The 18960-nt window shown below is 62.4% G+C and carries 18 protein-coding genes; 8 read left to right on the top strand and 10 right to left on the bottom strand.

What is annotated here, in order from left to right:
- Nucleotides 1-91: 91 nt before the first annotated feature.
- Both QDT69_RS24725 and QDT69_RS24720 read left to right on the top strand, forming a co-directional pair.
- Entirely contained in the window at nt 92-1114 is a 1023-nt protein-coding gene (locus tag QDT69_RS24725; RefSeq protein ID WP_279709079.1) for an NADP-dependent oxidoreductase, read from the top strand.
- A 107-nt stretch (nt 1115-1221) separates the two neighbouring features.
- Complete coding sequence (locus tag QDT69_RS24720; protein WP_347952059.1) at nt 1222-1575, top strand: hypothetical protein; 354 nt, start codon at nt 1222-1224, stop codon at nt 1573-1575.
- A 171-nt stretch (nt 1576-1746) separates the two neighbouring features.
- On the opposite strand, the gene QDT69_RS24715 is transcribed toward QDT69_RS24720, so the two are convergent.
- Both QDT69_RS24715 and QDT69_RS24710 read right to left on the bottom strand, forming a co-directional pair.
- Complete coding sequence (locus QDT69_RS24715) at nt 1747-2583, bottom strand: metallophosphoesterase (RefSeq protein ID WP_279709078.1); 837 nt, start codon at nt 2581-2583, stop codon at nt 1747-1749.
- Nucleotides 2584-2721: 138 nt separating this feature from the next.
- Entirely contained in the window at nt 2722-3156 is a 435-nt protein-coding gene (locus QDT69_RS24710; protein ID WP_279709077.1) for a hypothetical protein, read from the bottom strand.
- Nucleotides 3157-3314: 158 nt separating this feature from the next.
- Here QDT69_RS24710 and QDT69_RS24705 point away from each other — a divergent pair, with 158 nt between their 5' ends.
- Both QDT69_RS24705 and QDT69_RS24700 read left to right on the top strand, forming a co-directional pair.
- Nucleotides 3315-3737 (top strand): MAPEG family protein, encoded by a 423-nt coding sequence (locus QDT69_RS24705; protein WP_279709076.1) that lies wholly within the window; start codon nt 3315-3317, stop codon nt 3735-3737.
- A 22-nt stretch (nt 3738-3759) separates the two neighbouring features.
- Nucleotides 3760-5058: an RsmB/NOP family class I SAM-dependent RNA methyltransferase gene (locus tag QDT69_RS24700; RefSeq protein WP_279709074.1), complete on the top strand. Its 1299-nt coding sequence runs from the start codon at nt 3760-3762 to the stop codon at nt 5056-5058.
- A 99-nt stretch (nt 5059-5157) separates the two neighbouring features.
- Here QDT69_RS24700 and QDT69_RS24695 read toward each other — a convergent pair whose 3' ends face one another.
- The gene (locus QDT69_RS24695; protein WP_279709073.1) at nt 5158-6435 is read right to left on the bottom strand and encodes an MFS transporter; all 1278 of its coding nucleotides are present in this window, start codon (nt 6433-6435) and stop codon (nt 5158-5160) included.
- A 113-nt stretch (nt 6436-6548) separates the two neighbouring features.
- On the opposite strand from QDT69_RS24695, the gene QDT69_RS24690 reads away from it, so the two are divergent.
- Entirely contained in the window at nt 6549-7001 is a 453-nt protein-coding gene (locus tag QDT69_RS24690) for a helix-turn-helix domain-containing protein (protein ID WP_279709072.1), read from the top strand.
- A 186-nt stretch (nt 7002-7187) separates the two neighbouring features.
- On the opposite strand, the gene QDT69_RS24685 is transcribed toward QDT69_RS24690, so the two are convergent.
- Together QDT69_RS24685 and QDT69_RS24680 are read right to left on the bottom strand one after the other, a co-directional pair.
- Complete coding sequence (locus tag QDT69_RS24685; RefSeq protein ID WP_279709071.1) at nt 7188-7520, bottom strand: DHCW motif cupin fold protein; 333 nt, start codon at nt 7518-7520, stop codon at nt 7188-7190.
- Nucleotides 7521-7651: 131 nt separating this feature from the next.
- Nucleotides 7652-8023, bottom strand: a complete 372-nt coding sequence (locus QDT69_RS24680) for a nuclear transport factor 2 family protein (protein ID WP_279709070.1) — start codon at nt 8021-8023, stop codon at nt 7652-7654.
- A gap of 137 nt (nt 8024-8160) precedes the next feature.
- On the opposite strand from QDT69_RS24680, the gene guaA reads away from it, so the two are divergent.
- Nucleotides 8161-9771, top strand: coding sequence for a glutamine-hydrolyzing GMP synthase (guaA, locus tag QDT69_RS24675; RefSeq protein ID WP_279709069.1), 1611 nt, complete (start codon nt 8161-8163; stop codon nt 9769-9771).
- Nucleotides 9772-9806: 35 nt separating this feature from the next.
- Here the strand turns inward: guaA and QDT69_RS24670 are convergent, their stop codons facing one another.
- From QDT69_RS24670 to QDT69_RS24660, 3 genes are all read right to left on the bottom strand, one after another.
- Complete coding sequence (locus QDT69_RS24670) at nt 9807-10517, bottom strand: hypothetical protein (protein ID WP_279709068.1); 711 nt, start codon at nt 10515-10517, stop codon at nt 9807-9809.
- Nucleotides 10518-10522: 5 nt separating this feature from the next.
- Nucleotides 10523-13561 carry an N-6 DNA methylase gene (locus QDT69_RS24665; RefSeq protein ID WP_279709067.1) on the bottom strand — a complete coding sequence of 1013 codons (3039 nt, stop codon included), beginning with the start codon at nt 13559-13561 and terminating at the stop codon, nt 10523-10525.
- Nucleotides 13562-14512: 951 nt separating this feature from the next.
- Nucleotides 14513-15076: a TetR/AcrR family transcriptional regulator gene (locus QDT69_RS24660; protein WP_279709066.1), complete on the bottom strand. Its 564-nt coding sequence runs from the start codon at nt 15074-15076 to the stop codon at nt 14513-14515.
- 114 nt (nt 15077-15190) lie between these two features.
- On the opposite strand from QDT69_RS24660, the gene QDT69_RS24655 reads away from it, so the two are divergent.
- Nucleotides 15191-15847 carry a glutathione S-transferase gene (locus QDT69_RS24655; RefSeq protein WP_279709065.1) on the top strand — a complete coding sequence of 219 codons (657 nt, stop codon included), beginning with the start codon at nt 15191-15193 and terminating at the stop codon, nt 15845-15847.
- Nucleotides 15848-16047: 200 nt separating this feature from the next.
- Here QDT69_RS24655 and QDT69_RS24650 read toward each other — a convergent pair whose 3' ends face one another.
- On the bottom strand, nt 16048-16650 hold the full coding sequence (locus QDT69_RS24650) for an NAD(P)-binding domain-containing protein (protein WP_279709195.1): 603 nt from the start codon (nt 16648-16650) through the stop codon (nt 16048-16050).
- A gap of 36 nt (nt 16651-16686) precedes the next feature.
- A complete protein-coding gene (locus tag QDT69_RS24645) occupies nt 16687-17421 on the bottom strand; it encodes an SDR family oxidoreductase (protein WP_279709194.1) in 735 nt (244 codons plus the stop codon).
- 274 nt (nt 17422-17695) lie between these two features.
- On the opposite strand from QDT69_RS24645, the gene QDT69_RS24640 reads away from it, so the two are divergent.
- Nucleotides 17696-18592 carry a LysR family transcriptional regulator gene (locus tag QDT69_RS24640; RefSeq protein ID WP_279709064.1) on the top strand — a complete coding sequence of 299 codons (897 nt, stop codon included), beginning with the start codon at nt 17696-17698 and terminating at the stop codon, nt 18590-18592.
- Nucleotides 18593-18960 lie beyond the last annotated feature (368 nt).

Raw genomic sequence — 18960 nt, 5'->3', positions numbered from 1 at the left:
CGCACGAAAACAGCAAATCCATCTCCCTTGCGGGGAGGTGGATTGCATGACTACGTGTGCGCCACGAACCAATCACCTCAAGAGGAAAATCATGTCCCAAGGAAAGCGCATCGTTCTGGCCTCGCGCCCGCATGGCGAGCCCACGCCGGCCAATTTCAGGCTCGAGGACTACACGCCGCCGACACCGGGCGCGGGCGAGGTGCTGCTCCGCACCATCTGGCTGTCGCTCGATCCCTATATGCGCGGCCGCATGGCCGACGGTCCGTCCTATGCCGCACCGGTGCCGGTCGGCGGCGTGATGGAGGGCGGCACGGTGAGCGAGGTGATCGCTTCAAATAATCCGGCCTTTGCCAAGGGCGATATCGTGCTGTCGCGCGCGGGCTGGCAGACCCATGTGCTGTCCGATGGCAAGGGGCTCGCCAAGATCGATCCGAAGATCGCGCCGATCTCGACCGCGGTCGGTGTGCTCGGCATGCCCGGTATGACCGCCTATACCGGCCTGCTCGAGATCGGCAAGCCGCAGGCGGGCGAGACGGTGGTGGTTGCGGCTGCGTCCGGCGCCGTCGGTTCGGCGGTCGGCCAGATCGCCAGGATCAAGGGCGCGCGAGCGATCGGCATTGCCGGCGGCAAGGACAAGTGCGCCTACGTCAAGAACGAGCTCGGCTTCGACGAGTGTCTCGACCACCGCGATCCCAATCTCGCGGCGAAGCTGAAGGAAGCCTGCCCGAAGGGCATCGACGTCTATTTCGAGAATGTCGGCGGTGCGGTGTTCGACGCGGTGTTTCCGCTGCTCAATGCGTTCGCGCGGATTCCGGTCTGCGGCCTGATCGCGCATTACAACGACACCGAGGCGCACGCACCGAAATGGGCCGGCGCGATGATGCGCAACATCCTGACCAAGCGGCTGACCTTCCGCGGCTTCATCGTCAGCGACTTCGCCGCCATGCATGGCGACTTCCTGCGCGACATGTCGCAGTGGGTGCGCGAGGGCAAGGTCAAGTACAAGGAGTTCGTGACCGAGGGCCTGGACAGCGCGCCGGAGGCCTTCATGGGCCTGCTCAAGGGCGCCAATTTCGGCAAGCAGCTGGTCCGGGTCGGGCCGGACAAGGCCTGAGCGCAGCGTTTTCGAGCGAAGCGGGTACCGGTTCGCGTCAAGAAAACGCGTCAAAACGGGGGCTTTCCAGCTCCCATTCCGCGCAACAAAGTATCAAAAACGCCACATTGGCGGGCTTTTGGGGGCTTTTCGGCCCCCATTTGCTTGACGGGGACCCGGAGCAGTTGATTCAATATGGCTATATTTCAGGTGTAGCCATGGTTTTTGAAGCTATTGTTTTCGGGGTCATTGTTCTCGCCGTCGGCTATTGGGCGACGATGTTCGTCATGGGCCGCCGCGACGACGTCCTGCATGGAAAATTCGTCGAGGAGGAGCCGGCCGCCGAGCCGCCGGCCCGCTTCATGCCGCATGTGCCGCGCGCGCGGCCCGCGCCGGAGATGCCGCAGCAGCAGAACAAGGACTCGCTGCAGGCGCTGCTCACCGTCATCAAGCGGGACCTGCACGACGCGGCACGGAGCTGACGCGCGGAGCGGGTGCACACCGCTCCATCCACGTCATTGCGAGGAGCGAAAGCGACGAAGCAATCCATTTGCCAGCTTGCGGCGCGATGGGTTGCTTCGCGGAGCCTGTCATCCGGCGGCGCTTCGCGCCGATCGGGTGGCTCGCAATGACGGTGGCAAGGAGTCTCGCCGTTAGGCCGGCTCTTTGCCGAGCAGCATGTCCAGATCGACATCGACCTGGCCCTTGGCCCTGACGTGGCACACCTCGAAGCTGTCCGGCTGGAAGCGGTACTCGACAAGACCGACTTCCTTGACACCGATCACTTCCTGCCGCGCATCTGAAATAATGAAGCCGGCCGAGGGCGCCCAGATGTGCCTGACATGCTCGAACGTGTAGTCGCGGCGCTGGTGCACATGGCCGCTGCCGACCAGGCGCCAATCGACCTTGCCGAGCATCTCGATCAGGCGCCGGCGCGCCGGTTGCGGCACGTAGCGGATCGCGGTCTCGACGCGCTCGGCATCGTAGGGCACGTCGAGATAGAGCGGCTTGTGCACGAAAAGCGCGACCGGTCGGCCGACGGCCTTGTCGAGCGTGGCTGCGAGCCAGTCGAACTGCTCGGCCTCGCTGTCGAGGCCGGTGTTCATGATCAGCGAATTGAGGCCGATGAAGCACCAGCCGGCGGCGTCGAAATGCCAGCGGTCCTCGCCGAGCACCGAGGTGAAGGCGTCGCGCGTTTGTTCGGTCGGCAGTTGTGTCGGCACCGGGCCGACCGCGGTCGGATTGTCGCCGATGTCGTGATTGCCCGGCAGATAGAGGCAATCGACCGGCAGCGCATTGTGCAGCTGCTTGGCGAACACCATGTCGTCGCGGCTGGTCGGCCCGTCGAACGAGACGTCGCCGGAGTTGAGCAAGAGATCGGGACGCGTCGCATCGATGTGCTCGCTGACGCGATGAAAATTGTCGACGAGCGGCTTGAAGCGGCGCGCGAGGTGGGTGTCGGAGATTTGGGTCAGGCGAAACTGGGGCATGCATCGCTCCTTTCGCTGGGAGCATAGGTCGGCGCGAAGTCGGAACGATGACTATTTCGTCGTCTTATTCGCTGCCCTGTTTGATGCGTTGTTTGATGTCTTGTTTGAAGAGGCTTGTTTGAAGCGTTCGCGTCGACCCTAGATCGCGAGTTGCATGATCGAGGGCGTCGGCGCGGCAGGCGGACGGACGCGGCTTCCGAGCAGTCCGGTGTTGGAATTTGTTCCGGTCGCGGCCGGCTGTGTGTCGAGCCCGAGATAGGCCAGCGCATCGTGGCCCATGTCGTAGGCCGCAAAACCGAGCAGGGCGAGCAGCAGCGCCGCGACGAGGCTGTGCCTGACGATGTCGCGCGTCGAGCGATAGTCGCTGCGGAAATAGACCGAGAACAGGACCGCGACCAGGAGCGCCGCGGCGAAGCCGGCGAGGCTCGACATCACCATGTCGAGCCCGCCATCCGCCGAATCGTCGAACCAGCCGATGCCGGGGTCGATCACCTTCAGCAGGGAGCTGAGGAGGTCGCCGAGGGACGCCGCCGCCAGGGCCGCGCCGTCGAGGATCGGGGTGATGATGCGCATCGCGTCATCCCGTTGGAACTGAAACCGCCATTGGTCCCGGGAGTTGGTCAGCCGGGCTCGGATGATGGTTCAACGGGTTACCGCGTACGCTTCATTGTCAGGGCCGCGAGCGGCGGCTAAGAGGGCGGCCGGGCGCCCGCGGCTGAGGGAGATTCTCGATGTCGGTTCAAATGGTTCTACTGCCGGTCTTCATCCAGATTGGGCTGACCTTCGCGCTGTTGTTCGCGATGGCGACGGCGCGCACGCGGACGCTGGCGAGCGGTGAGACGAGGATGAAGGATATCGCGCTGCGCGAGCCGAACTGGCCCGCCCGCGCCACCCAGTTCGCCAACTGCTTTGCCAACCAATTCGAGCTGCCGGTGCTGTTCTATGTCCTGATCGCCATTGCGCTGCCGCTGCATCGTGCCGATCTGTTCACCGTGCTGATGTCCTGGGTGTTCGTGGTGACGCGGTTTGCCCATGCCGGGGTGTTCGTCACCTCCAACGATGTGCGGCCGCGCTCGCTCGCCTGGTTCGCCGGCGTGCTGGTGCTGGCGGCGATGTGGCTGTATTTCGCGCTCAGACTGCTGCTGCTGATTTGATGCGCCCAACCGAAAGAGACCAATGACCCCCGCTGCCCGGCTTTCCGCCGCGATCGAGCTGATCGCCACCATCGACGCACAGCGCATTCCCGCGGCGAAAGCGCTGAAGGAATGGGGCACCGCGCACCGCTATGCCGGGTCCGGCGATCGCGCCGCGATCTCCGGCCTGATCTGGGACGTGCTGCGCCGGCAATCCTCCGCGGCCTGGTTGATGCAGGACGACAGCGCCCGCGCGCGCGTGCTCGGCATGCTCAAGCTCGAGCGCGGCATGGATATTCCGACGATCTCGGCACTGTGCGACGGCGGCCGGTTCGCGCCGGATCCGCTGACCGCGACCGAGGAGGCCGCATTGGCCTCGCGTACGCTCAAGGACGCGCCGCCCCACGTCGCGGGCGACTATCCGGACTGGCTCGATCCGCATCTGGCAAAAGTGTTCGGCGACGACCGCGCCGCGGAAGCGACCGCGATGGCGAGCCGCGCGCCGCTCGATCTGCGCGTCAACACGCTGCGGGGCAAGCGCGAGAAGGTGCTGCCGCGGCTGTCGCATCTCGGCGCCAGGGAAACACCGTGGTCGCCGCTCGGCCTGCGTATCGAGCTCGGCGCCGACGCGCGCAATCCCGGCATCCATGCCGAGGAGGATTTCATCAAGGGCGCCATCGAGGTCCAGGACGAGGGCTCGCAACTCGCCGCGTTGTTCTCGGCGGCCAAGCCCGGCGAGCAGGTGATCGACCTCTGTGCCGGTGCCGGCGGCAAGACGCTGGCGATTGCCGCTCAGATGCAAGGCAAGGGCCGGCTGATCGCAACCGACAGCGACAAGCGCCAACTCGCGCCGATCCATGAGCGGCTGTCGCGCGCCGGCGTGCACAATTGCGATGTCCGCACGCCGCGCGGCGAGGAGGAGGTGCTGTCCGACATCAAGGCCTCCGCCGACCTCGTGCTGATCGATGCTCCCTGCACCGGCACCGGCACCTGGCGCCGCAATCCCGACGCCAAATGGCGGATGCGCCCCGGCGCGCTCGAGGTGCGGCTGAAGGACCAGGCCGAGGTGCTGGAGCGCGCGGTGCCGCTGGTGAAGGCCGGCGGCCGCATCGCCTACATCACCTGCTCGGTGCTGTCGGAGGAGAATGGCGAGCAGGTCAAAGCGTTCATCGCGCGGCATCCGGAGTTTTCCGTGCAGCCGCCGGAGCAGACCGCATCGGTGCTGTGGGACAAGGCCGAGGCGTTTGCCGAGGCCGCGCTGCAATCGGCGGAAGGCCTGCTGATGACGCCGCGCCGCACCGGCACGGATGGGTTTTACGTCGCGGTGCTGAAGAAGGCGTGACCGCGGTCTCGTCATTCCGGGGCGTCCAAAGGACGAACCCGGAATCTCGAGGCTCCGGGTTCAATGCTTTCGCATTGCCCCGGAGCGACGAAAATCACCTCACGATCGCCCGCACCCATACGCGGCGCCTGCCGGCGTCCTGCTCACCACGATCACCCAGTACAGCAGCGCAACGGCGCTGATCGCGGCGCCCAGCACGCAGACGCCGAACCAGCCAGCCGCCGCATAAGCCATCGTCGAAGAGATCGCGCCAAATCCGGTGCCGATCGAATAGAACACCATGTAGCCGCCGACCAGCCGGCTCGCGGCCTCGGGGCGCGCGGCGACGATCAGGCTCTGGTTGGTGACGTGGATCGCCTGCACCGCGAAGTCGATCATCACGACGCCGACCACCACCAGCCAGAGTGACGTGTTGAGGCAGGCGATCGGCACCCAGCCCGCGAGCATCAGGAGCAGCGACAATCCGGTGGTGCGCTGGCCCCAGCCGCGATCGGCGAGCTGGCCTGAATTGCGCGCCGCCAGCGCGCCGGCTAGGCCCGCGATCCCGAGCGTCCCGATTGTGGTGTGCGACAGTGACAGCGGCGGCGTGGCGAGCGGCAGCACGACCGAGCTCCAGAACACGCTGAAGCTTGCGAAGATCAGGAGCGCGAACACCGCGCGCTCGCGCAACACCGGTTCCTCGACGAACAGCGCGACGGTCGAGCGCAGCAGCTTTGCGTAGGACGATCCGGCCATCGGCTGCGGGGCGTGCCGCGGCAGCGCGCGCGCCAGCAGCGCCGCCAGCACCAGCGTCAGCGCGGCGGAGGTGAGATAGACCACGCGCCAGCCGGCGAGATCGGCCAGCGCCCCGGCGGCAAAACGTGCCAGCAAAATGCCCGACACCACGCCGCTCGTGACGGTGCCGATGATACGGCCGCGGTCGGCGGGCGCCGCCAGCGTCGCGGCGTAGGCGACCAGCACCTGGATCACGACCGCGAGCAGCCCGACCAGCACCATGCCGGCGAGCAGCACGGCGGCGTTCGGCGCGGTGCCGACGACGGTGAGCGCGATTGCCGACAGCACGGTCTGGCCGACGATCAGCCTGCGGCGATCCCAGAGATCGCCGAGCGGCACGATCAGGACAAGCCCGAAGGCGTAACCGATTTGCGTCAGCGTCACGACGCCGCCGATCACGGCGGGCGTGATGGCAAGATCCCGCGCCATGGTGTCGAGCAGCGGCTGCGCGAAATAGATGTTGGCGACGCTGAGCCCGCAGGCGACAGCGAACAGCAGCACCACGGCGGATGACAGTGCGCTTGCCGCTGCGTTGCCGCGCCTGCCGTCCGTCTTGTCGTCCCCTTGAGCCGGCCGGGCCTTCGTCATGGTCTGGTTCGTCAATCTCGCCTCCGCTGCATTCGCAATCTGGTCTTATGATGAGACCAGTTGCGTCGGACGTTGTCTAGTCCTATTTTAAGACCAGTTCGGAATCGTGATCGAGGAGGAGGACCGCGATGAAGCGGACCGGATTCGCCAAGGCGGACTGCCCGGTGGCGCGTGCGCTGGATGCGATCGGCGACTGGTGGTCGCTGTTGATCGTGCGCGACGCGTTCGACGGCCTGCGCCGGTTCGGCGACTTCCAGAAGAACCTCGGCATCGCCAAGGGCATGCTGACGACGCGGCTGCGCACGCTGGTTGAACTGGGCGTGCTCGAGCAGGTCGCGGCGTCCGACGGCAGCGCCTATCAGGAATATGTGTTGACGAAGCGGGGACAGGACCTGTTCCCGATCGTGGTGGGTCTCAGGCAATGGGGCGAGGCGTATCTCTATGCGCGCGGTGAGACGCATTCGGTGCTGCTCGACCAGGCCGGGCAGGCGGTCGGCCAACTCGTGCTGCCGTCGAAGACCGGTAAGCCGCTGGGCTGGGCGGAGACGAAGGTGAGGAAGGTTGCGGGGCGCAAGCGGTGAGCGCCGAGCTCTCTCCGCGTCATTGCGAGGAGCGAAGCGACGAAGCAATCCATCGTTCAGCATATGCGGACAAATGGATTGCTTCGCTTCGCTCGCAATGACGGGGACAGAGCCGGGCTGTCGCCCTTCGAGACGCGCGCGAAAGCGTGCTCCTCAGGGTGACGGGAGAGAGTAAGGGGACCGTCTTCAATCCACAATGAACAGCGTCGCGCCGGTCGCCGTTGACGAACGGTGCGCAGCGTCGCCGAAATCGGAGACTTGGTAGCTCATGCCTGACGTCAGCGTGAATTTGCGGCCGTCGCGCAGCTCGGTGTCGAGCTCGCCGCTGACGACAAAGAGCACATGGCCGCGATCGCACCAGTGGTCGGCGAGATAGCCCGGCGAATACTCCACCATCCGCACCCGCAGATCGCCGATGTTGAGCGTGCGCCACCGTGCTTGCCCGGTCTCGCCGGGATGCACCGTCGGCTCGACATTGCTCCAGTCGGTGACGGTGAAGGGCAGGGTCGGGATTTTCATCGGCTGCGTCCTCAAACTCGAAACCGTAGGGTGGGTTAGGCGAAGCCGTAACCCACCGACTTTCTCGTCGTGTGGTTGGGTGGGTTACGCCTTCGGCTAACCCACCCTACGCTTCTACGGTCTGCTCTTGCTCAATGCACCAGATGGTTCGCCGAGCCCTGCCTGATCTTGCCCTGATCATCGAGCCGCAGATACTCGCAGATCTTCTTGCCGCGTTCGTTCTGGTAGAACACCACGACGCTGTCGGGCGAGACATAGAGATCGATCAGCTCGAAATGCAGCTCCGGCAGTTTCGCAAGCGCCGCGCTCCAATAGGCCCGCAGCTGCGCCTTGCCGCGCACGGTGCCGGACGCGCCGAAGCCGAACGCCGGGATGCGGTCCGAGGTCATCTCGGTGTCATCGGAATACATCGCAAGCACGCGTTCGAGGTCGCGCGCGTTCCAGGCGGCGACCCACTCGTGGCCGAGCGCGGTGAGGCGGGACGGGTCGTGAAAATCGGGCATTGCTTTCCTCCTTGGTGCTTATGGTCAAATTAGGTCAATAATACTGACCTATATCGATTTGTCCATGCCCAAAGAAGAATGTGGGCGCAACGCTGGCCGCGGTTGCGGGGGCGGGCGCTGTCGCGTATCTGCTTGCCATGACAGCCCAGCACACAGCCCAAGACTCGGTTCAAGCGCCGTCGACACCCTCCGTGGCCTCGGCGCATGACAAGATTCTGATTGTCGATTTCGGCAGCCAGGTGACGCAACTGATCGCCCGCCGCGTCCGCGAGATGGGCGTCTATTCCGAGATCGTGCCGTTCCAGAAGGCCGAAGCCGCCTTCAAGGAGATGAAGCCGAAGGCGGTGATCCTCTCCGGCGGACCCGAGTCTGTTCACGAGACCGGCTCGCCGCGCGCCCCGCAGCTGATCTTCGAATCCGGCGTCCCCGTGCTCGGCATCTGCTACGGCCAGATGACCTTGGCCGCCCAGCTCGGCGGCGAGGTCGAGGGCGGGCATCACCGCGAATTCGGCCGCGCCGATGTCGAGGTCAAGACCGATAGCCAGCTGTTCGACGGCATCTGGAACCACGGCGAGAAGCACCAGGTGTGGATGAGCCACGGCGATCGCATCACCAGGATGCCGCCCGGCTTCTCCGTCGCCGGCACCTCGCCGAATGCGCCGTTCGCGATCATCCAGGACGAGAAGCGGAAGTACTACGGCCTGATGTTCCATCCCGAGGTGGTGCACACTCCCGACGGCGCCAAACTGCTGCGCAATTTCGTGCGCAAGGTCGCCGGCCTCACCGGCGACTGGACCATGCGGGCCTTCCGCGAGGAGGCGATCGAGAAGATCCGCGCCCAGGTGGGCAAGGGCAAGGTGATCTGCGGCCTCTCAGGCGGCGTCGATTCCGCCGTCGCGGCGGTCTTGATCCACGAGGCGATCGGCGACCAGCTCACCTGCGTGTTCGTCGATCACGGCCTGCTGCGGCTCGACGAGGCCAAGACCGTCGTCGACCTGTTCCGCAACCACTACAACATCCCGCTGGTCCATGTGGACGCGTCGAAGCAGTTTCTCGGCGAGCTCGAAGGCGTCACCGACCCCGAGGTGAAGCGCAAGACCATCGGGCGCCTGTTCATCGACGTGTTCGAGGCCGAGGCGATGAAGATCGGCGGCGCCGAATTCCTGGCGCAGGGCACGCTCTACCCTGACGTGATCGAGAGCGTCTCCTTCACCGGCGGCCCGTCGGTCACCATCAAGTCGCACCACAATGTCGGCGGCCTTCCGGCGCGCATGAACATGAAGCTGGTCGAGCCCTTGCGCGAGCTGTTCAAGGACGAGGTGCGCGTGCTCGGCCGCGAGCTCGGTCTGCCCGAAGTGTTCGTCGGCCGCCACCCGTTCCCGGGCCCGGGCCTTGCGATCCGCTGCCCCGGCGACATCACCCGCGAGAAGCTCGACATCCTGCGCAACGCGGATGCGGTCTATATCGACCAGATCCGCAAGCACGGCCTCTATGATGCGATCTGGCAGGCCTTCGCGGTGCTGCTGCCGGTCAAGACCGTCGGCGTGATGGGCGACGGCCGCACCTACGAATACGTCGTGGGCCTGCGCGCCGTCACCTCGACCGACGGCATGACCGCCGACTTCTATCAGTTCGACATGAAGTTTCTGGCCGAGACCGCGACGCGCATCATCAACGAGGTGAAGGGCGTGAATAGGGTGGTGTACGACGTGACCAGCAAGCCGCCGGGGACGATTGAGTGGGAGTAGGCTAGGCTAGAAATTTAGCGTGTGCCCATTAGTCACTAAATATTGTCCCGCGGCACCTCGGTCCAAATATGAAAAATCGTAACCGGGCCAGGATCGCTATCAGGTGATGGAGTGAGGTAACGAAACGTTCGCAAATGATCGGACGTCATTGAAGCAGCTATCGCTTTCGCGGACCAACTTTTCGTCTTTAAGGAGTCGGACTTGGAGCTTGCGCGCGTCTTAAGATGAGGGATCAGATGCTTCTCTACGGATGAATCGTCGCAGACATATCCAATCATCAATGCTTGAGTTGATGCCCATCCGTATTCGCCGTCGACAAATCGCCGCACGCCGTTATTGCAGTATAGGGCAACTCCTTTGCCAAGGTCATGATCAATAATCTTACACTCAACCACCAAAGGGAAATTTGCGTTCCTGGTGGTCATGAAGATTGATAGATCAGGTCGCTTTTCGATGTGCCTACCGTCGTAGCTGATACTTTCTGCGCCTCGGACGATGCAAGATACGATCTGTCCGAACTTGCGGCGGTCGTTCCGTAGGTCATTAAGGCGAGATTGCATCAAGGCTGTTAGCTCGGGTTCAGACTTGCCATGCAACGCAGTGCCGTACCGAGAGGCGAGCTGCTGCCAAGCCTCGCGCAATGCATCGATGATCACTCCGAGCAGCGGAGAAGCAATCGCCGGAATAGGAAGGGCCGCGCCGCGCGTTAGTTCAGCGACTTGATCCGGTCGCGGACTTAGTGTCATCGCTGCTAAGTCCTACCGCTTAGAAAGCTAGAGTGCTCCCATACGATGTGGCGTGCGGCCAGGCGAGCTTGGCTGCGACTCCAATACCGTGATTGATCTAACCGCCCTAACCAAAGGCAGTCTTCTCCTTCGTCGACCAGCACAATCTCTGTTGCAGCCATAACATTCGCGGCTTGGATTAGGCCATCCTCCAACGGGTCATTAGGGCCAGCCCGGCTCGGCTTTCCGGCAATTCGAACAAATCGCCAGGGCGACAAGGGAGGTCGGGACGTCATTGAAATAGTCAACGATGGTCTAGCCTCAGTTCGCCATTCCGCCAGTTCACCGCCAAGCGTTACGCAGAAGTGCTCGACTTCTTTATCAGAGGGAGGGGCCTGACTTAGGCGTCTATTTTCAGCGAATGGGAGGTTCAGCCGCAGTGTATCATCGATGCATTCCAGATCGCTGTCTTGAAGTTTGTATAGCGATGCAACCCAGTTATCGACCCTGCACCAACCAGCGTCGTCTTTCTCTGCAGCTACCGCCGAAAATAAGCTCTCGATTTCTACTTTGTCGGCTCCGTCAAGTTCTTCGAACGGCTTGATGGGAATTTCATCGATGATGAATTTCTCAACAACTTCTCGTTCGAAACCAAAGCGGCCACTGGTCAAAAGTGCACGCCAAAGGGCAACCTTGCTGCCGATCAAGAGCGCAATATATTTGCTAAATGTCAGGCGTTCTGGGTGCGCTTGCGCGCTGTAGCCATGAAAGCTCTGACTATAGACGATATCACTCTCTGCGAGCGAAACCTTCATCCGACCGTTTCGCACCGGAGGCGACTCTCGAACCAGTAGGAGTGGTCCTCGAAAAATCTCCAGTGGCCGCGGATCATGTATGCGCGGCTCATTAAATTTGGTTAGAGTTCTGCTCTCAACCAAAACGCCTAGGTCGTCATCCGCATCTGCTAGCGGCACGCCATGAAGATACTCAGCCGAGACTCCTGGCAGCCCGTCGCCGTTCTTTCGAACTCGGCTGCTCCTGCGTATCCTCTGGAAGCCATTGCCCGAAGCGCTAGACTTACCCCGGTGCTCGCCGAAAAGCTTTATCCAATACTGCTCCAATGACGGCCAGCCATGCGACTCGATGCGATCCAATGCCTCTGCGTCTAGGCGGCTGCCGCGAAATAGAGTTTTCAACAAGGTCGGCCGGCTGCGTGCTTCAGCGATAGCGACAGTTTCGGAGTTGGTAACGTCGATGCGCCACGCTCCTGCTTGATTCAAGCGAGACTCTAACCTGGGAGTCACGAACCGGAATCCGCTACCCGGGCTCGGTGCCCGATTCCGAGCAAACAAGAGGCAAAATGGTGCGCTAATTTCGGGCCATACGCGAGTATTGCGAATCTCTGTACCGTTTATGACCCCGGTAATATCGAGACAACGGAATAGCGCGTCACGCGCACCGGGCATCGTCTCCCCTTGCTGAAATAGCAGCCGTGCGTGAAGGGCAAAGGCAATTTGCGCTCCTGGCTTTGCCCACTCTAGCGACCGCCAAACAAATGGTAGGTCCAGGACTTCGTTTGGCAGTGGTGCGACTAATGAATCGTCCTGAGCGCGATCTCGCGCGATCTCATTCACGTGCTCCTGAAGCCAGTGCCAACCTTGAAGTCGAGTTGAGCTTGCCCATGGAGGATTGCCGATGACGAGATCGTAAGCACCAAGATGATCGAGCCCTACGTCTGGACCTAAGCTGCCGAGTTCCGAGGCTTCCTTACTGGTTTTTCGCCTCTCTTTAACTCTGTCGGTTCGTCGCTTCGCCTCGACCTTGCGCAGGACTTGAGGTCTGAGGTTGTCGAAGCGTAGTTTCTCGATTGGCTCCGGATTCGGGTCCAGCTCGATGGAAATCAGATAAAGCCCGAGCGCGGCAAACCGAAGGGCAGATTCATTGATGTCAAAGCCGGTTATCTGGTTGCGAAGAATAGCACGCAAGGTGGTGGTATCGGGTCTCTTGTTGTGCGCTCGCCAATGCTGGGCGACAAGTTGGCGAAATGCAGTAATCAAGAAGACGCCTGCCCCCGCAGCGGGATCGAGGACCCGAGCATCTGCCGCACGTCCGTCATCCTCTAGAGCCGCAAAGGACGCGCTGATCATCAGATCTGCGATATGTCGCGGGGTGTAATAGCCTCCCTCAAGCCTTTGGGTGAGCGGATCGTGCCGACTTAGATACCTTTCATAAGCCTGGCTCAGCACCCCCACAGGGATATGAGCAAAGTCGAGCCTGTCCCATTTCTCTTGCCAGCCAAGGTATAGCTGACCGCCTGGCGCTGATCGAAGGAGATCTCCAAGGCGGAGAAGAGTGGCGTCAGGTAGCTGTTTGACCAAGCCAGGTGTAAGCGGAAGAAAGTCACCGTTAAAAGTTTTGTCGAGCCACCTTGTGATCGTGGCGATGCCTTCTCGCGTGTCAAACGAGCTTGCTGGATCGATTAGTTGCTTGGGCAGCGTGCCCGCCTGTAGAAGCGACCTATCCGCCAAGAATCTAACGAAGAGGGCTCGCCCAACCAAAGAAATGGCGTCTTCATCGGCCAATCCGTCTCCTATGATCGCGTCGATGGTGCCCGTTAAGAGACGCAGGACCACATCGCTGATCCAATGTCGAGGCGAAACGATCGGTCGCGTGTTGCCAAGATGTGGAATTAGGGCACGTGATTGCGTCACTAAATCAAGTGCGAGCGGTATTAACGCTTGATCAATCGAGCGATCGTCCAATGCGATAGTGTAGATGGTCAAACGACCAAGTTGAATCACGCCGAGATACGGCGCATCACCACGCATCGCGACGGCTCGACGGATTGCATTCAGATGGCTAGAACCTCTCACTTGGTTTCCATCAACCAAGATGATGAGGGGACGTTTGTCCCACTCGTACACTGCCGCTATTGGCGTAAAGTCCGATGTGCTGTGAGTGCGTGCGGTATGAAGAGTTGCATATGGCAACAGCTCTGGGCCGTCCAATTCGAATGACCGAATCGAAGACGGATCGCCTCCGTATCGCTCAATGATCTCGTTCATAGACTCTAGCAGCATTCGGCTATCCAGACGGCGGCCCGAGTTTACGAGTTGGACCTATAGGTATGCTTCGTTCAAGCAGCTGAGCTCCGGTGGCTTGAGTTGCCGGCCTCCATGCTGCTGGCGTCCGATCACACCCATTCCTGAATGAGCACGAAGCGTGAACCACGTAAGCTATGCAGGAGAGAGATAGATTCTGCAACCTGATGTCTAATCTACGGTTGATGATTGAAATTTGCGGGGAAGACGCGCTGCGGCAACTCCAGGGTTCTTGGCTGATGCTAGCAAATCGATTCGGATAGGGCCTAACGGCGACCAGTCCACGATCAATTTGCGCCGACGCAAATCAAACCTCTTTGCTCCCCCTGCGACAAATCACCCCGACGGGCAACTCAGCAAAACCTGTCAATCCGCGGATAAGAAAATATTCCGCTTGGCGTTTGACCCAACTCAGCTGTTCAATATGCGCGTCTCACCCGATACGAGGGGCGGATCGCGATCGTCACGAACGCGGGGCGAGATGCGGTGGACGCTGAGTGCGCGACTGACGAGTGCGCGTGAGGCGGACGGCGAAGTCGTGTGGTCCTGACGCCCTCATGGCAGGTGTCTCTTCACATTGCGCGGTGCGCGTGGCGAAGACGGTGACAAAGAAGCCTGGTCTCGCCGGGGAGAGCACGAAGTAAGCCGTAGCCCATCGCGCAGGGAAAGCCGGGTTGTTTCCGGTTACACCTGTGGTCCTACCCCCGAGCTTCCTACCCATTGCTCGGGGCCCATGGGTGCGATCGGCACCCGGCTTTCCCTGCGCCCTCTGCTTCGAGAGGGCCGAACGATGCACAAAGCTCGGACGGTTCAGTCGCGAGAATGCGGTTTCATGCCCGCGCGCCGCTGAAGCGGGCAGGGCGGATCGGCCGAGGAGGCGTGATGCACCACATCGATCATCGAGCCATGGATGAGCTACGCCGGCAGCAGACCCGCGGCGCGATAGTTGTCGATCAAGGAATCGTAGAGCGAAATATCGCCGCGGCTTCTGGCCATCAGCTGCGCGCCGGCGACGGCGGCGAAGATGGCGCGGGCGCGTTGTTCGCTTTTTCTTGCACTGGCCAGGCGCGCGGCCACCAGCAGCTTGCTCAGCCACGCCACGTTGACGTCGGTAAAGGTCTGGACCTCCTGCTTCACCGCGTCCGGCAGGTCGTCGACTTCCGCGGACATGAAGCTGCACAGGCACATACGATTGTTGTTCTCGAGCGCCTTGCGAAACACCTCGGGATATCGACGCAGGCAGCGGACCGGATCCGCGGTTTCCGCCAGCATCGCCTCGAGCTGGGCGGCGGTGTCCTCCCAGTAGCGCCTCGCGACGGCGACGCCGAGTTCGGCCTTGCTCGGGAAATGGTGGTAGATGCTGGCCGCCTTGATCCCGACCTCGTCGGCGAGATCGCGGAAATTCAAGCCGCCATAGCCGCGCGCCTGCGCGGTCCGCTTTGCTGCCGCCAAGATGGCCTCCCGAGCGCTTGAACTCACTTCGTCCTCTCACTGCTTCGTTATCTACCAAGTGACAGGTAGGGCTTGACCAGCCGGATGTGAAGTACTCATATCGGACCTACCAAGTGACAGGTAGACAAAATAGGAGTCGTGATGAAGATTTACGATTGGCCGACTGGCCCATATCCGGCCCGCGTTCGCATCGCCCTGGCCGAGAAGAACCTGCGGCCGCGCGTGCAGTTCGTCCTGGTCGATCTCTACAAGGGCGAACACAAGAAACCTGAATTCCTTGCGAAGAACTACTCGGGCACGCTGCCGGTGCTCGAACTCGACGACGGGACCTTTATCGGCGAATGCACGGCCATTACCGAATACCTCAACGCGCTCGATGGCGCGCCAACGCTGACCGGCAGGACGCCGCGCGAAAAGGGCGTGATCCACATGATGAGCAAGCGCGCCGAACTGGAACTGCTCGACCCCATCAGCGTCTATTTTCACCACGCCACGCCGGGTCTTGGGCCTCATGTCGAGATCTATCAGAACCCCGAATGGGGGCTCCGCCAGCGCGACAAGGCGCTCAGGGGGATGCACTACTTCGACGGCATTCTGAAGCGGCAGCCGTTCGTCGCCGGCGAAGCGTTCACGATGGCCGATATCACCGTCATCGGCGGCTTGATCTTCGCGGGACTCGTGAAGGTGGCTGTGCCGGCGGAGTGCGAGGCTCTTTCGGCATGGTACGCGAGGATGCAGGAGCGTCCCAGCGTCAAGAACCGGATCACGATGTCCGAACCGGCCAAGGCATCTGGTTGAGCGGAGACGGCGCACGTCCGCCCTCGCGAGTCCTGCGCGAGGGCGGATCGGCAAGTGTCGCAAGCCTAGCCCCGATGAGCCAACGGGTCGCGCGAACGCGCGCCCGATGACAGGCTCCGCGATATCCGGGGCTCCTTCGTTCGTGGTCTCCCGCATATCGCTGCGCTCATGCGGGCTACACAGCGTCTATACGCTTTCGATCACTGCGCCTTCTTGAACAAATCCTGGAAGACGAGCCGGCCCCAGGTGCCGCCGCGTCCCTGCACCAGCGCCCCGCCCTCGTTGAGCTTTCCGAGCTTGACGGGTGCGAACCCGAGTTGTTTGGCCAAGTCCGCCACGGGAACGGTCGCGTCCTCGTCGTCACCAGAGAGAAAGACGACGCGGTGGCCGCCCTCGACGATCGGATCGACAGCCAGCTTGGCCGCAATCAGGTGATTGAAGCCTTTCACGAGCCTGGCGCCGCTGAAGGCCTTCGCGACGAATGCGGAGGACGGCAGACCATCGAGCGCCTCAGGCGGAGCCAACGTGTTCATCGTGTCGATGACCGTCTTGCCGTTCCAGTTCGGCAGAGCTTTTGCGACCTCGCGATGCTCCTCGAACGGGACAGCTAGGATGATTGTGTCGGCCGCCAGTGCGTCCCGCAGCGACTTGGCGACGACCGTGGGGCCAATCGCCCGGGCCTGCGGCGCCAACGCCTCGGCCGGCCGGCGGCTCGCGACGGCCACCTCCATGTTCTTGCGGGCGAAGGCGTGGGCGAGAGCCTGGCCCACTTTGCCGAATCCGATAATCGCGTAGCTCATGATGCTTCTCCGATCCGTGTTGATATTGATTGCCCGCCTTCAGATGGCCGAGAAGCCGCCGTCGACGGACAGCTCCACGCCGTTCACGAAGCTGGACTCGTCGGAAGCTAGGAACACCGCGGCCGCCGCAATTTCCTCAGGGCGACCCATCTTTCCCCGCGGGATCAGGGATTCGAACATCCGCTTTGCCTCCTCGGTGAGGACCTGGTCCTGCATCGGCGTGGCGATCGGCCCCGGGCTCAGCACGTTGACCCGGATATTCCTGCCCTTCAGTTCGTTGAGCCAGGTGCGTGCGAATGAGCGCAACGCCGCCTTGCTCGCCGCATACACGCCGTAACCCGGAAAACCTTTCACCGAAGCAACCGATCCGGTCATGAAGATCGATCCGCCATCGCTGAACAGCGGCAACGCCTTCTGAACCGTAAACAGCGTGCCGCGCGTATTCAGGCCGAAGGCCGCATCGAAATGCTGCTCGGTGATCTCACCCAGTGGGACGGCTTCGCCGATGCCGGCGCTCGCGTACAAGACGTCGACCTTGCCCTTGTCCCGCTTCACCGTATCGAACAGGCGGTCGAGGTCGTCGAGATTGGCCGCATCGCCGCGCACGCCGGACACGTTCCGGCCGATCAGCTTGACGGCCGCGTCGAGCGCCTCTTGCCTTCGGCCCGTGATGAAGACATGGGCGCCTTCTTCAACGAACCGCTTGGCGCTCGCCAGCGCCATGCCGCTCGATCCACCCGTGATGACTGCAACCTTACCCTCAAGCTTTCCCATGACTTCTCCTTTCAGGCTCCGCTTGGTCGTTCGGGGAAGCCCCCCGTGACGGCCAAGATGGGTGCGCCGGAGTCGGGCGTTGAGTGCGGAAGTGCGCACAGCGGTGGTGCGAAAACGATCCGGCTAGGACGACTCACGGCATGCCGCGACGATTGGTATCCGCCGCGCGGAACTGGGCCGCTCGTCGACATAGGCTATGTTGACCGCCCGTATTGCGGTTCGATGTGTTAGATGCGGGCATTGGAAGGCGCACCACGCGGTGCCGGATTGCACCATGATCGACTGGGATGACATTCGCTACTTTCTTGCCGTCGCGCGCGGAGGCTCGGTGCGGGCTGCCGCCGAGCGCCTCGGGGTTAATCACTCGACCGTGCTCCGACGTATCGCCCAGCTCGAGGAACGCCTCGAGGCGCATATGTTCGAAAAGCTGCCTTCGGGCTACCGCCTGACGGCTGCGGGGGAGGAGGTCCTCGAACTCGCGGACCAGATGGAAGCGTCGTCGCACCAGCTGGAGACGCGCGTCTTGGGGCGCGACCAAAGCGTGCGCGGGCTCCTGCGGGTCACGCTGGCGCCGACCCTCGCGACACACCTGCTCATGCCGGACTTCGCCGATTTCGCGCGTCTGCATCCGGACATCGAAATGGAAATCCTGTCGTCCGGCGAGCTGGCAAATCTGACCAATCGAGAGGCCGATGTCGCGATCCGTGTCGTTTACGACCGCAAGACCCTGCCGCTCAATCTTCACGGCCTGAAGGGGCCGGAGCTGTTCGGCGGCGTCTACATGTCCCGCGATCGACTGGCCGCGTGGCGTGCGGGCGCGCCCGATCCTGTCAGGTGGATCGTTATCAGCATGCATGGCGTCCCGGACTGGGCCGGCGACGGTGAGGTGCGTACCACGGGAGTTCCGTTCAGGACCACGGACGGCGAGGCGCAGATCGCCGCCGTTCGGCAAGGGCTCGGGATGACGACACTGCCGTGCTTTGTCGGAGATGCCGACCCCTTGCTGGCGAGGGTGCCGGGCACAGACCTGCACATGCATGGCACGCTCTGGCTTCTCACCCAGGGGGAGACACGCAAGACCAAGCGGGTGCGGCTCTTCACCGAGTTCGTATCGCGCAGGCTCGCCGCGTACGCGCCGCTGCTCGCAGGATTGTCCGTATCGCGCGACTGAGTTGCCTCGACGCAAATCGAACAGCAAAGCTCGGACGATTCATGTCGCGAGAATGCGAAGCTATCCTCATTTACAGCTGTCATCGCTCGGCTCGACCGGGCGATGCAGTACGCCGCGGCCTCTCGGTTTAATTACGACCGTCTCTGGAATACTGGATCACCCGCTTTCGCGGGTGATGACAGCGCGTTGTTTGGTGTCTTGAATTGAGAGCCATCCCCGCCGTCGTCCTGGCGAAGGCCAGGACCCATTACCCCAAATGGCAATTGTTAAAGACGCTGGAGCCGCAATCCCGTTCATCATCAAATTCGGTGGTTATGGGTCCCGGCTTTCGCCAGGACGACAGCGGCGTGTGGGGAGGCGGTGTCGTC

Source organism: Bradyrhizobium sp. CER78 (assembly GCF_029846235.1).
In the GTDB taxonomy this organism is placed as follows: domain Bacteria; phylum Pseudomonadota; class Alphaproteobacteria; order Rhizobiales; family Xanthobacteraceae; genus Bradyrhizobium.
Note: the sequence above shows the minus strand (reverse complement) of the source record. Positions and strands in the feature narration are given on the sequence as shown.

Excerpts from the sequence above, each read along its gene's own strand:
- QDT69_RS24690 (WP_279709072.1), top strand. The coding sequence starts at position 6,549 with ATGAAGCGGACCGGATTCGCCAAGGCGGACTGCCCGGTGGCGCGTGCG.
- QDT69_RS24700 (WP_279709074.1), top strand. The coding sequence starts at position 3,760 with ATGACCCCCGCTGCCCGGCTTTCCGCCGCGATCGAGCTGATCGCCACC.
- QDT69_RS24670 (WP_279709068.1), bottom strand. The coding sequence starts at position 10,517 with ATGACACTAAGTCCGCGACCGGATCAAGTCGCTGAACTAACGCGCGGC.
- QDT69_RS24665 (WP_279709067.1), bottom strand. The coding sequence starts at position 13,561 with ATGAACGAGATCATTGAGCGATACGGAGGCGATCCGTCTTCGATTCGG.
- QDT69_RS24715 (WP_279709078.1), bottom strand. The coding sequence starts at position 2,583 with ATGCCCCAGTTTCGCCTGACCCAAATCTCCGACACCCACCTCGCGCGC.
- QDT69_RS24725 (WP_279709079.1), top strand. The coding sequence starts at position 92 with ATGTCCCAAGGAAAGCGCATCGTTCTGGCCTCGCGCCCGCATGGCGAG.
- QDT69_RS24710 (WP_279709077.1), bottom strand. The coding sequence starts at position 3,156 with ATGCGCATCATCACCCCGATCCTCGACGGCGCGGCCCTGGCGGCGGCG.
- QDT69_RS24640 (WP_279709064.1), top strand. The coding sequence starts at position 17,696 with ATGATCGACTGGGATGACATTCGCTACTTTCTTGCCGTCGCGCGCGGA.
- QDT69_RS24645 (WP_279709194.1), bottom strand. The coding sequence starts at position 17,421 with ATGGGAAAGCTTGAGGGTAAGGTTGCAGTCATCACGGGTGGATCGAGC.
- QDT69_RS24680 (WP_279709070.1), bottom strand. The coding sequence starts at position 8,023 with ATGCCCGATTTTCACGACCCGTCCCGCCTCACCGCGCTCGGCCACGAG.
- QDT69_RS24655 (WP_279709065.1), top strand. The coding sequence starts at position 15,191 with ATGAAGATTTACGATTGGCCGACTGGCCCATATCCGGCCCGCGTTCGC.
- guaA (WP_279709069.1), top strand. The coding sequence starts at position 8,161 with ATGACAGCCCAGCACACAGCCCAAGACTCGGTTCAAGCGCCGTCGACA.
- QDT69_RS24685 (WP_279709071.1), bottom strand. The coding sequence starts at position 7,520 with ATGAAAATCCCGACCCTGCCCTTCACCGTCACCGACTGGAGCAATGTC.
- QDT69_RS24705 (WP_279709076.1), top strand. The coding sequence starts at position 3,315 with ATGTCGGTTCAAATGGTTCTACTGCCGGTCTTCATCCAGATTGGGCTG.